This window comes from Terrabacter sp. Ter38, from assembly GCF_024519435.1.
In the GTDB taxonomy this organism is placed as follows: Bacteria; Actinomycetota; Actinomycetes; order Actinomycetales; family Dermatophilaceae; genus Terrabacter.
Genome location: NZ_JALJRZ010000002.1, coordinates 469,369 through 482,055 on the forward strand (window position 1 = coordinate 469,369; position 12,687 = coordinate 482,055).

Below are 12,687 nucleotides of genomic sequence, written 5' to 3' on the forward strand. Positions count from 1 at the left end.
GTCAGTGGGTCTCCACGAGGATCTCGGTGGTGGTCTGGGTGTGCGAGCCGCGGTCGCCGTCCGGCGCCGCAGCCGCGAGGAGGTCGGCCGTTCGCACAGCCGCACCCGCACGGCGGTAGGGGTTGGTCAGCGGTCGCAGGCTGAGCTCGCGCCCGTCCACGGTGACGCGGCGGACGCCGTGGCCCTCCCGCCCGACGACGTAGCGGACCGTGAGGTCGGTCCCGGCCAGGGGCAGGCGCGCCGTCAGCTCGGAGGAGCCATCGGAGGCCCCGTCGCCGGCGTCGCCGCTCGGCGGCAGCACCGGGTCGATCTCGACGTCGTCGCCACGCTGGCGGACGCCGAGGAGCACCTCGGTCACGAGCCGCAGCACGAGACCGGGACCGGAGGAGTAGACGCGCCACCCGCCCTCGAGCGGCACGTCGCCGGCCATGAGCGCGGCATACCGCTCCGACGCGTCGTAGCGGTCGGTGAAGGCGCCGTCGGACGACGAGTAGTAGCACGTCGTCTGGCGCGGGCGGGCCTGCGGCACCAGCGAGTCGAGCCCGACCGGGCTCGCCTTGGCCAGGGCCGTGAGCAGGGCCGCCCCGTCGCCGACGCGGGCCAGCGCCTCCGCGTAGCGCAGGTGGGCGTGCATGTACATGAGCCCGATCTCGCGGCCCCAGAAGGTGCTCGCCTCGGCCCGCTGGAAGACAGCCATCGGACCGCCGACGTAGCTGACCGGCCGGTCGAAGAGGCGCGCCCCGTCGGGACCGAGCAGGTGCTCCTCGATGAGGTCGAGGTGGTGGCGGGCCTGCTCCGGCGTCAGGAGGTCGGCGCCGATGGCGTGGATCCACGGCAGCACGCCGTAGCGCAGTCCGGTGCGCTCGTCGGTCGGGTGGACGAGCGGCTCGAAGTGCCCGTCCTCGTGCTGGAGCAGGTAGCCGGGCAGCACGGGGTCGGCCGCGAGCTGGTCGAGCAGGGCGTCGTGGGTGCGCTCGGCGAGCTCGTCGGCGTCGGCGGCCACGGCCGTCGTGCCGTGGGGTGCGCCGACCGCGTGCAGACCCTCGGCGAGGGTGCGCAGCGACTGCGTCTGGAGCACGGCCGTCCACGTGGAGACGAGGTGGGCAGCGAGGTGCGGGTCGGCCGGCTGGAGCGAGTCGTTCCAGTCGCCGTGGCCGTATGCCGGCAGCGGGCTCCCGGGGACCGTGCACTCCGCGATGCGCGCGACGGCACGACGCAGGTGCTCGGCGACGGTGGCCGGCTCGCCGAGCGCGTCGTCGCCGACGAAGGCGACGGTCTCGTCGAGCAGGCTCGCGTCGCCGCTCGTGCGCAGGTAGTCCCCGGCCGCGAGGACGGGCCAGAAGACGACGTCGCCGTGCGAGTCCTGCTGGCCCGTCTCGGGCAGTGGCGGGAGGAACTCGAAGGCCTGCGGCCAGTCGCCCCGGGCGTTCTGGGCGCGGAAGACCCGGAGCAGCACGTCGCGGACGGCGTCCTGACGACCGAGGGCCGTGAGCAGTCCGACGGGACCTTGGCAGACGTCGCGGGTGCCCCACGCGCCACCCGAGAACTGCTCGAGCCCGCGCGGCGAGAGGTAGTGGACGAAGGCGTTGTGCGTGAACCACGGCAGGGCCGCCGAGAGGTTCCCGGCCTGGGGCCCAGCCTCGCCGAGCGCCGACCCGTCGAGCGTCACAGCGTGGCCGGCCCTGTCCCAGAACGCTGCTCCGAGACGCTCACCCGTGGGCCTGACCTCTCCGGTCGCGTCCTCGCCAGCGCCGGGTGCAGACCGGACGACGACCTCGAGCTGATCGCTCGGGTCGAAGAGGACGGTGACCCAGCCCGGTCCACGGCCGACGCCGTCGGCCTGGAGCCGTGCGTCGCCGACCTCCGGGTCCCCGGGGCCGGTCCACGAGATGCGCCACGGCCGTGGGTCACCCGCGGTCGTGACATCCACGTGGTCGTCCGCTGTCGTCACCGACGGTGCGTCGGACAGGTCGTCGGCGACCTGCAGGGCGAGCAGGATCCGGCGGGGAGCCGCGCCGCGCTGCCCGACCGCGAGCGTCAGGGCGTGCCGCTCGGCGGGAGCGCTCGAGGTCACGGTGAGCACGGGACCCGACGCGGCGGCATACCACCACGTGCAGTGGTCGAGGCCGGTGAACCACGCGCTCGGGGTCTCGAGGAGGCTCCACGTGCCGTCTGCGTCCTCGACGAAGAGGCGCACGCCGTGGGCGCGCTGAAGACCGAGATAGGTGCGGCGGCCCGTGACCAGGGGGTCGCGCCCGACGTGGCCGCGCGTGATCTGGGAGTGGAAGGTGCCGGCCATCCACACCGTCGACGCGAGTGACCGCGAGTCGGGCGTGAAGGTGTCACCGGTGCGGAGCAGGTGGCCGTGCGGGCGCAGGACCGCGAGCTCCTTGGCGGAGGTGACGAGCTGGCCCCCGCGGACGGTCCACGCGAGCTCGGTGCCGTCATCGCCCGTCTCGACGTCGGTGCGGCCGTCGAGCAGGCCGGCGTCGTCGAGCTCGGTCCGGTCGAGTGGGCGCGAGGCGAAGGCCGGGCTCGACGACCAGAGGGTCGCGGGCGTGGCCCGCCGGCCGTGGGCGCCGTCGCCCGCCGGCGCCCACGGGGTCGGGGTGGCCGCGACCGCGACGTCGGCCCAGCGGGCGTCGGCGTCGGACGTGGCCGCGGGGTGGTCCTCGAGGGCGATGCCCCAGAAGCCGGTGCGGTGGGTGTCAGCCGGTGCGATCTCGACCGGGGCGTCCTGCAGCGCGATGAGCGAGTGCTCGTGCTGGAGGCGCTCGCTCGGCAGGTCGACGGCGTCGAGCCCGGGCCAGTCGACGCCGTGCCCGGTGCGGCGAGTGAGCTGGAGGGCGTCGGTCGCCCAGCCGGTGCCCCTGCCGGTCGTGCCGACCATGAGCCACGGCACACGCTCGCCGGGCATGTTCTGGCGGACGGCGACCGCGGTGCCGTGGCCGGCCGTCGCCACGGGGGCGAGGTCGAGGTACTGGCTGACGTAGTACTCGTTGATCCGGACGTTCCCGAGGGGCGCCAGGGCGGGGTCGTGGGTCAGGACCGCGTCGGCGACGACCGGCTCGCCGGTCGTGTTGGTCAGCACGAGGTCCCAGTGCCACGTCGGCGTCTCGGGCGACCCGTCGCCGAGCGTGAGGACGAGGCGGTAGTCGAGCCCCTCGTGCCGGCCCGTGACGACGACGGCGCCTTCGGCCGCGGTGACGACCGAGCCGCTGCCGGGTCCCAGCAGGGCCCGACGGCCTGGGCCGTCCGGGCGGTGCACACGCAGGTGGACGTTCGTCAGACCCGCCTCTGCGACGGTCGCGGGGTGCAGCAGCAGGCTGGTGCCGAAGGCCTCGAGGCGGCGCAGTGCGCCGTTGTCGAGCACCTCGGCGAACAGCGTGGAGCTGCCCTCCAGGGTGTGGACCGTGGGGGCGGTCAGGACGTCGTTGTCGTCGGGCACCCCTCCTTCCTACCAGCGGGGCTCGGATCGGCAACAGGCGAATCTCCTTGAAAACAAATGAAAGTCAGGAGCAGCACGGAAGTGGGTATGAAAGTAGTTACATGGTCGCAAGTCGTTGACACGAGACGTCGACGGACCCCTAGCCTGACGGAAAACCCGCCCCCCGACGGAGGTCTGCAATGACGCTGACTCGAAGCAAGCCCGTGTTGATCGTGACCGGCCTGACCGCCGCCCTGGCCCTTGCCAGCTGCGCCGGCAGCGCCAAGCAGAAGGAGAGCGCCGGCGCAGCCGGCGCCGGCGGGATGATCGCCCAGCTGACCTTCCCCTCCGAGGCGGACGCATCCGTCGGGAGCCTCGCGAACTACAACCCCTACGCACCCAAGCCGCTGACGACGACGTGGCTCTACGAGCAGCTCATCGTGCGCAACGCGCTGACGTGTGAGGAGACGCCGTGGCTGGCTGAGAAGGCCACGTGGGAGGACGGCAAGAAGCTGACCTTCGACATCCGCCAGGGCGTCAAGTGGAGCGACGGCCAGCCCTTCACGGCCAAGGACGTCGCCTTCACCTTCAACCTCATGAAGCAGTACCCGGCCCTCGACAAGGCAGGCGTCTGGACCTCGACGTTCGGCGCACCGGCCACGAGTGTGACCGCCGAGGGCAACAAGGTCGTCTTCGCCTTCTCCGGCAACGCCGCACCGAAGTACGACGGGATCATCTCCTCGAAGATCCTGCCCGAGCACGTCTACTCCAAGGTCGGCGACCCGACGAAGTACATCGACAAGGCCCCGGTCTCCACCGGCCCCTTCAAGGTGGCTAGCTTCAACGGCCGCCAGCTCGTGCTCCAGCGCCGCCCGGACTACTGGCAGGCTGACAAGATCAAGGTGCAGAAGCTCGTCCTCGAGGGCCAGTACGACGCGGCCCAGGCCGCCCTGAAGCTGCGGTCCGGTCAGCTCGACGCCTACTTCGGCGAGATCCCCAACCCGGAGAAGACGTTCGTCAGCGCGGACCCGCAGAACAACCACTTCTACTACGCGCCCAACGGGATGACCGTCCTCACCGGCAACAACGAGAAGGCGCCGTTCAACGACGTCAAGTTCCGTGAGGCCATCTCGTATGCCATGAACAAGCAGGAGATGTCCACCAAGGCGACGTACGGCGTCATGAAGCCGGCGAGCCAGACCGGTCTCAAGCTGCCCCCCATGCAGAACCTGCTCCCGGACAAGTACGCCGGCCAGGACACGGTGCTGCCCTACGACCTCGCCAAGGCGGGCCAGCTGCTCGACGCGGCGGGCTACAAGAAGGGCGCCGACGGCAAGCGCACGAACCCCGACGGGTCCCCGCTGGCCGTCAACTTCTCCGTGCAGGCCGGCTTCATCGACTACCAGGCGATGGCCGACGTCGTGGTCAAGGGCCTCAACGACCTCGGGGTCAACGCGAAGGTCACCGCGTCCGCACCGGACTCCGTGGACGGCCAGAAGAAGACCGGCGACTACCAGCTCATGCTCGAGTACCTCCACGGTGGCTGTGAGCTCGCCAAGAACCTCGGCACGAAGCTCTCCAGCACGCAGATCCCGACGAAGACCGAGGTGCTGCCCAACGTCCAGCGCTTCAAGGACCCAGCCGTCGACGCGGCCGTGACCAAGCTCGCCTCCGACACGGACCGGGAGACCCAGAAGGCCGATCTCGCGCCCCTCGTCGACACGATGATGACGCAGTACCCGGTGACGTCGCTCATCTACGCCCCCGCGCGCGTCATCTACCGCACCGACAAGGCGGTCGGCTGGCCCAGCGACCAGGACCCGTACGCCAATCCCCAGGACGACAAGCTCCTGATGCTGACGCACCTCACCGCACCCAAGTGACCGATCGACGTCGGTTTGGAGCGGCTCGGCGAGCCGCCCCGCACCGGGTCGGGAGGCCCAGATGATCTACTTCGCAAGGAAATTCGGCTTCTTCCTGGCCACCCTCTGGGCGGTCATCACGCTGAACTTCTTCATCCCCCGGCTCCAGCCCGGCGACCCGGCCGAGATCATCGTCAAGCGGCTGGCGGGCAAGGACTCCGCCCTGGACCAGGCTCAGGTCGAGGCGATGCGGGCGATGCTCGGCACGCCGACGGACTCGCTGTGGCACCAGTACGTCTCGTATCTCTCCGAGCTGGTCCACGGCAACTTCGGGCTCTCCTACACCTACTACCCGTTCCCGGTGACCGAGGTGATCGCCCAGGCCTTCTGGTGGACCGTGGTGCTCGTGGCGATCGTCCAGGTGCTCTCGTTCGCCGGTGGCGTCGTGCTCGGGGCGTACGCCGCGTGGCGGCGCAACTCGCGCTTCGACTCCGTCGTGACATTGGGCTCGACCTTCCTCGGCACCCTGCAGCCGTTCTGGATCGGCCTGCTGCTGCTCTACGTCTTCGGCTACACCCTCGGGTGGTTCCCGACGTCCGGCGGCTACGAGGAGTCGACCCCGGGCTGGAACTGGGCGTTCATCCAGGAGGCGGTCTCGCACGCCTTCCTGCCTGCCGTCGCCCTGCTCATCGTCACGCCGATCGGCTGGATCCTCGGCATGCGCAACACGATGATCATGAACCTCGGCGAGGACTACATCCGGCTGGCCAAGGCCAAGGGGCTCCCGGACCGGACCGTGGCCCTCAAGTACGCGGCGCGGAACGCGCTGCTCCCCAGCGTTACCGGCTTCGCGCTCGCTCTCGGCGGTGTGCTCGGTGGGGCGATCCTCGTCGAGACCGTCTTCGACTACCCAGGGCTGGGCCGCCTCATGGGCGAGGCCCTCCAGCAGAAGGACTATCCCTTGCTGCAAGCACTGATGCTCCTGACTGCGGTCGGCGTGCTCATCGCGAACCTCGTCGCAGACCTGCTCTACGGCGTGCTCGACCCCCGGGCCAGGAGGGCTGAAGGATGAGCATGACCCCCGTTCCCACCCCCGGCGAGGACTTCATGGCGGCGGGCGAGCCCGGTCAGGACCTCGCCGTAGAGCAGGTCAGCGACGTCGAGACCCCTGACCAGTGGTGGCAGGTCATCTGGAGCAGCAAGAAGGCCCGGGTCGGTGTCATCGTCCTCGCCGTCTACGTGCTCGTGGCGGTCTTCGCCCCCTTCATCGCGCCCCACGACCCGCTCGACGGCTCCTTCCCGCCACTCGCCGAGCCCAGCTCGACGAACTGGCTGGGCACGACGACGAGCGGTCAGGACATCGCATCGCAGCTCATCTACGGGTCGCGGATCTCCTTGTTGGTCGGCCTCTTCGGTGGCCTGTTCGCGACGATCATCGCCACCGTCGTCGGCCTCATCTCGGGCTACGCGGAGGGCACCATCCTCGATGACGTCCTCTCCTTCGTCACGAACGTCTTCATCGTCATCCCGATCTTCCCGCTCATCCTGACCCTCGTCGCCTACTCGGAGGTGCGCGGGGTCTGGCTCATCGTCGCGGTCGTGTCGATCACGTCCTGGGCCGGGGCGGCGCGTGCCAAGCGCGCCCAGATCATCACCCTGCGCAACCGAGACTTCGTCACGGCCGCGAAGTTCTCCGGGGAGGGGACGTGGCGCATCGTCTTCCGCGAGATCATGCCGAACATGAGCTCGCTGGTGCTGGCCAGCTTCGTCGGTGCCGCGACCGGGGCCATCGCGGCCGAGGCCGGCCTCGCGGCCCTCGGCCTCGGTGACAGCCGGACCGTGTCGTGGGGCACGATGCTCTACCAGTCCAACGCCCAGGGGGCCATCGCCCAGGGTCTCTGGTTGTGGGTGTTCGCGCCCGGCCTCGTGCTCGCCATCCTCATGACCGCGACGACCTTCATCAACTTCGGCGTCGACCTGCTGAGCAACCCCCACCTCCGGGAGGACGCATGACACTCCTCGACGTCCGCGACCTGAGCGTCCGGTACGAACCCAAGGCCTCCCGCTCCCTCGACGCCGTCCAGGGGGTCAGCTTCTCGATCGAGCCCGGTGAGTTCGTCGGTCTCATCGGCGAGTCCGGGTCGGGCAAGACGACCCTCGGCACCGCCCTGCTGCGGCTGCTGCAGCGACCGGGGCGCATCAGCGGTGGCTCGATCGAGTTCAACGGGACCGACATCACGAATCTTCCGGAGGACGAGCTGCGCTCGCTGCGCTGGCGTGACCTCTCGACCGTCTTCCAGAGCAGCATGAACTCGCTCAACCCGGTCGTCCGGGTGGAGGCGCAGTTCCGAGACGCCATCGAGCAGCACTCGTCGCTGCGCGGTGAGGCGGTGACCCGGCGCATCCGCGAGCTCTTCGACATGGTCATCATCGACCCGAAGTTCATGACGGCCTTCCCGCACGAGCTCTCCGGGGGCATGCGCCAGCGGGTCAACCTCGCCCTGGCCCTGGCGCTGGACCCGAAGTTCATCCTGCTCGACGAGCCCACCACCGGGCTCGACGTCGTCGTGCAGCACTCGATCCTCGAGAACGTGCGGCGCCTCCAGGCCGAGCAGGGCTTCGCGGTCCTCTTCATCAGCCACGACATCGGCACCGTGCTCGACCTCTCGGACCGGATCCTCGTGATGTATGCCGGTCGCATCGTCGAGGACCAGAGCGCCGCCGCGCTGCTGCGGGAGCCCCTGCACCCGTACACGAAGGGCCTGCTGGGGTCGTACGGCGACCCGCGCGAGGAGACCGTCAAGATCACGTACGTCCCCGGTCGCCCGCCGGACCTCAGCCGCGACATCGTCGGGTGCAGCTTCGCCCCGCGGTGTCCCGAGCGGATCCAGCTCTGCCTCGAGCAGGACCCGCCGCTCGTGCCGCTCAACGGTGGGCGGGTGGCGTGCCACGTCGCCGTGCTGCAGCGTGAAGACGGCGGCGCCGAGAGGTACGGCGAGCCCAAGCGCGGGTTCGAGGGCCCGCAGTTCGTCAAGACCGCGGCGGAGTCGCAGGACGCCCTGGCCAACGAGGTCGTCCTCTCGGTCGAGAACGTCTCGAAGGTCTTCGAGCGCCGTCGCGGCTTCACGGTCACCCGCACGGACGCCGTCCGTGACGTCAGCTTCGAGCTGCGCCGGGGCGAGGTGACGGCTCTCGTGGGTCAGAGCGGCAGCGGCAAGTCGACCCTCGCCAAGATGATCACCGGTGTGGAGACCCCCACTGAGGGCCGCATCGTGTTCCACGGCCCCGACGGCGACAAGCTCGTCTCGGGCTTCAAGGGCAGGGCGCTGCGCAACTACCGCAGCGACGTGCAGATGGTCTTCCAGGACCCGTACAGCTCGATCAACCCCGCCAAGCGGCTCGGCTACGTCCTGTCCCGTCCGCTGGTCAACTACCAGGGCCTCAAGGGCGAGGAGCTGCGCGAACGCGTCAAGGAGCTGCTCGAGCGGGTCGCCCTGACTCCGGCCGAGCGGTTCATCAACCGCTACGGCTACGAGCTGTCCGGAGGCCAGCGCCAGCGCGTCATCATCGCCAAGGCCCTGGCCGTCGAGCCCCAGATCATCGTCGCCGACGAGCCCATCTCCAGCCTCGACGTGTCGATCCGGGCGGAGATCCTCGAGCTGCTCAACGACCTCGTCAAGGAGAACGACGTCGGCATCCTCTACATCACGCACGACCTGCTGAGCGCGCGCATGCTCTCCGACGAGGTCATCGTGCTGAACGGAGGCAAGGTCGTCGAGAAGGGACCGACCCTCCGTGTCATCCGTGAACCCAAGGACGACTACACGCGCAGCCTGCTCGACGCGATCCCCAACCCGTTCTGAGCGGTCGGCACAGCCGTCGCGGCGGGGTCGTCCGGGAGGGAGCCCCGGACGCCCCCGCCGTAACCCCCGAGCCGACCGGACGGCATACGCCCTCGGTGTCTGGGACGGCGCGCGCCGAGCTCGGCGCGTGGCTTGTGGAGCGTCGCGACGCCGTGCACAGTTGACCCCGGAAGAGGGAGCCCGGGTGTCCACTGAGCACGATGACGCGCGACCGGTCACGATCTACACGGTGGCCGAGCGCGCCGGCGTGTCCATCGCCACCGTCTCCCGCGTGCTGAGCGGCTCGACCCCTGCGTCGGCGATGACCCGTCAGCGGGTGCTCCGGGCGGTCGAGGACCTCGAGTACGTCCCGCTGCGGGCCGGCCGCGCCGTCGGCGTGCCGTCCCACGAGACGCACGGGCTCGTCCTGCCGGGGCTGCGTGGGCCCTACTACTCCGAGCTGCTGTCGGGCTTCGAGTCCACGGCGGCGCGTGACGGGCAGTCGGTCGTCGTCGTCGTGTGCGACGCGTCGAAGGACGCCGAGGCCTCGGTGCGCAAGATCCTCGGCCGGGTCGACGGCATCGTCATCGCCAACGACACGGTCAGCGACAACATGGTGCGCCAGATCGTGCGCTCCACCCCGACGGTGCTCGTCGCGCGCGACGCCATCGAGGGCTGCGACTCCGTGCAGGTCGAGAACTTCATCAGCTCGGCCGAGCTGACCCGGCACCTGCTCGAGCACGGCCGCTCGCGGCTCGTCTTCGTCGGCGATCCCGACACCTCGCACGACGTCTCGGAGCGCTACCGCGGCTTCCAGCACGCGCTGACCCGCAAGCGCGGCGCGGAGGTGGCCGGTCCGATCCGGGTGCAGTACGAGGAGACGTCGGGTCGACGCGTCATGGAGGGGCTCCGGGAGGCCGAGGCGGCCGGGGCGCAGATCGACGGGCTCGTCTGTGCCAACGACGAGCTCGCGCTCGCGACGATGGTGCTTCTCGGTCGCGAGGGCCGGCGCGTGCCCGACGACGTGGCCGTCGTCGGCTTCGACGACATCATGACGTCGCGCTACCTCGCGCCGGGCCTGACCACGGTGCAGCAGCCGATGCGCGAGCTCGGGCGGTGGGCCGCGATCCGGCTCCACGAACGCATCGGTGGTCGCACGTTCGACGTGCATCCCCAGGTGCTCCCGACCCGCATGGTCGTGCGCGGCTCGTGCGGCTGCGACTGGGACCAGACCTCCGTCGTCAGCGACTGACCGCTCCGCTCCCTGCTCCTGCGCGGTCCGACCGACCGCCACGAGGCGCCTCCGCACGCCCGCCCCGCTCCCGTATGCCGTCTCGTGGCGGTCCGTCGGACCGCTGCCGCCTCCACCCCGCTGACTCCAACCCCGACCTGAGGACTTCGTATGCCTGACCGGACCTGCCGGACCGGACCGTCGGACGGTTCGTGGAGCTCCTCCGGCGCCCGGTGCCGATAGGACTCCACGACCTCGGCCGCGCGCCGGTCGTACGCTGGTGGGGTCGCGCAAGCGGACGAGAGGTGGTGGCACGACGTGTCGCAGTGGCGAGAGCAGTGGTCGGAGCAGGAGTGGTTCACGCTCCGGCTCGCGCCCGTCTGGGTGCTGAGCGCCCTCGCCGGCCGGATCCGCTTCGACGACGACGAGCGCGGCGCCTTCTGGGACGCCGTCACCGACGCCGCCCTGCGCAGCACCGGCCCGGGCCGGGAGGTGCTCGGCACCGTTGCGGCCCAACGCGTCTGGCTGTTCGACGAGTTCGAGCTCGACGGTCGACCCGTCGTGTCGGGCCTGCTCTCCGTGACCCGGCTGCTCGAGCGCATGGACCCCGACACGCGGACGGACGTCCGGTCGAGCATCCTGCGCATCGGTTCCGGCGTGGCCCTGGCCCGTGGCCACTTCGGCCGCCGCATGACGCTCGAGGACGAGCAGACCCTGCTCCTCGTCGAGCAGCTGCTCCAGACGGCCCCGGAGACCCTGAACGACAACCCGCTCAACTCCCCGGCCACCATCTGAACCGCGCCGGGGCCGGGCAGCGGCACATCCGGCATACGCGGAGGTAGCGGGCATACGATCGGGGGGTGGGCGAGGTCGAGCAGACTGGCCGAACGCCCGCCGTCGTGAACGGTGCCCGCACGCCCGGGCAGGAAGGACGCAGGGGAACCTATGTCTGACAAGCAGATCGGTCGCGAGATCGGCCAGGCCCTCGGAGCCAACCTCACCCGGCGCTCGCTCTTCGCGCTCGGCGGTGCCGCTGCGGTCACGGGTGCGCTCGCCGCGTGCGGAGGCAACACGGGCCGCGAGCCGGCCGCCAGTGGTGGCGCGACCGGCGGCGGCAGCGGGACCACGCTCAACCAGTGGTACCACCAGTACGGCGAGGCCGGCACGCAGCAGGCCGTCGAGAAGTACGCCGCCGCCTACAAGGACGCCACGGTCAAGGTCAGCTGGAAGCCCGGCGACTACGACCAGTCCACCGCCGCCTCGCTGCTCACCGACGCCGGGCCCGACGTCTTCGAGTATGGCAACGGCCCGACGATCGACATGATCAAGGGCGGCCAGGTCGTCGACCTCACCGACCTCATCGGTGCCACGAAGTCCGACTTCAACCCGAGCATCCTCGAGCGGATGACGTACGAGGGCAAGACGTATGCCATCCCGCAGGTCGTCGACATGCAGCTGCTGGTCTACCGCAAGTCGATGCTCGACAAGGCCGGCGTCACGCCGCCCCAGACCATCGACGAGCTCATCGCCGCGGCGAAGAAGCTGACGCAGGGCAACGTCAAGGGCCTCTTCCTCGGCAACGACGGTGGCGCCGGCCTCATGGGCGGCCCGATGCTGTGGTCGGCCGGGCTCGACTACCTCACCAAGGACAACCAGTTCGGCTTCGACGACCCGCGCGCGGCGACCGCCCTCGGCAAGCTCCGCGAGATGTGGGACGCCAAGGTGCTGCTCCTCGGCGCGCCCAAGGACTGGTTCGACCCGTCCGCGCTCACCGCCGGACTCACGGCCATGCAGTTCACCGGCCTGTGGACCTTCCCCGACCTCAAGAAGGGCCTCGGCGACGACTTCGGTGTCATGGCGTGGCCCGCGCTCGACGGGCAGGGCAAGGCCTCGGTGCCGGTCGGCGCGTACGGCTCGTGCGTCAGCGCCAAGAGCAAGGACGTCGAGGCCGCCAAGAAGTTCGCCAAGTGGCTGTGGATCGACCAGACCGCCTACCAGCTCGACTTCGCGACGGCCTACGGCTTCCACATCCCGTCGCGCACGAGCCTCATCGGCCAGGCCTCGACGCTCACGAGCGGGCAGGCGGCCGACGCGGCCAAGCTCGCCACCGACGTCGGCCACGCGCAGAGCCCGATCCTGTGGACGCCCAAGTGCAACACGGCCTTCGGTGACGCGATGAACCGCATCGTCAAGGAAGGCGCCGACCCGGCCGGCGAGATCGCCAAGGTCAAGACCGTGGCCGACGCCGAGCTGAAGCGGGTCCTCGCCTGACAGCGCAGGCCGACCCGGCGGCATACGACAGCGCCGCGCAGCGGAAGGGCGCCG

The 12,687-nt window shown here is 70.4% G+C and carries 8 protein-coding genes; 7 read left to right on the forward strand and 1 reads right to left on the reverse strand.

All coding sequences use genetic code 11. From position 1 onward, the window contains the following. Position 1: 1 nt before the first annotated feature. A complete protein-coding gene (locus NR112_RS07005; protein WP_256793262.1) occupies positions 2-3,448 on the reverse strand; it encodes a GH36-type glycosyl hydrolase domain-containing protein in 3,447 nt (1,148 codons plus the stop codon). Positions 3,449-3,627: 179 nt separating this feature from the next. On the opposite strand from NR112_RS07005, the gene NR112_RS07010 reads away from it, so the two are divergent. The 7 genes from NR112_RS07010 (at position 3,628) to NR112_RS07040 (ending at position 12,633) form a co-directional block, all read left to right on the forward strand. Continuing rightward, positions 3,628-5,310, forward strand: coding sequence for an ABC transporter substrate-binding protein (locus NR112_RS07010; protein ID WP_256793263.1), 1,683 nt, complete (start codon positions 3,628-3,630; stop codon positions 5,308-5,310). Positions 5,311-5,371: 61 nt separating this feature from the next. Beyond that, the gene (locus tag NR112_RS07015) at positions 5,372-6,361 is read left to right on the forward strand and encodes an ABC transporter permease (protein ID WP_256793264.1); all 990 of its coding nucleotides are present in this window, start codon (positions 5,372-5,374) and stop codon (positions 6,359-6,361) included. Positions 6,362-6,363: 2 nt separating this feature from the next. Beyond that, positions 6,364-7,302 carry an ABC transporter permease gene (locus NR112_RS07020; RefSeq protein ID WP_256793265.1) on the forward strand — a complete coding sequence of 313 codons (939 nt, stop codon included), beginning with the start codon at positions 6,364-6,366 and terminating at the stop codon, positions 7,300-7,302. Beyond that, positions 7,299-9,152: an ABC transporter ATP-binding protein gene (locus tag NR112_RS07025; protein ID WP_256793266.1), complete on the forward strand. Its 1,854-nt coding sequence runs from the start codon at positions 7,299-7,301 to the stop codon at positions 9,150-9,152. Before NR112_RS07020 ends, NR112_RS07025 begins: the two co-directional genes overlap by 4 nt. A gap of 184 nt (positions 9,153-9,336) precedes the next feature. After that, on the forward strand, positions 9,337-10,383 hold the full coding sequence (locus NR112_RS07030) for a LacI family DNA-binding transcriptional regulator (protein WP_256793267.1): 1,047 nt from the start codon (positions 9,337-9,339) through the stop codon (positions 10,381-10,383). Positions 10,384-10,680: 297 nt separating this feature from the next. Beyond that, positions 10,681-11,157: a hypothetical protein gene (locus NR112_RS07035; protein ID WP_256793268.1), complete on the forward strand. Its 477-nt coding sequence runs from the start codon at positions 10,681-10,683 to the stop codon at positions 11,155-11,157. A 150-nt stretch (positions 11,158-11,307) separates the two neighbouring features. Continuing rightward, entirely contained in the window at positions 11,308-12,633 is a 1,326-nt protein-coding gene (locus tag NR112_RS07040) for an ABC transporter substrate-binding protein (RefSeq protein WP_256793269.1), read from the forward strand. Positions 12,634-12,687 lie beyond the last annotated feature (54 nt).

Coding starts and splice junctions, on each gene's coding strand:
- NR112_RS07020 (WP_256793265.1), top strand. CDS start 6,364: ATGACCCCCGTTCCCACCCCCGGCGAGGACTTCATGGCGGCGGGCGAG.
- NR112_RS07010 (WP_256793263.1), top strand. CDS start 3,628: ATGACGCTGACTCGAAGCAAGCCCGTGTTGATCGTGACCGGCCTGACC.
- NR112_RS07040 (WP_256793269.1), top strand. CDS start 11,308: ATGTCTGACAAGCAGATCGGTCGCGAGATCGGCCAGGCCCTCGGAGCC.
- NR112_RS07015 (WP_256793264.1), top strand. CDS start 5,372: ATGATCTACTTCGCAAGGAAATTCGGCTTCTTCCTGGCCACCCTCTGG.
- NR112_RS07025 (WP_256793266.1), top strand. CDS start 7,299: ATGACACTCCTCGACGTCCGCGACCTGAGCGTCCGGTACGAACCCAAG.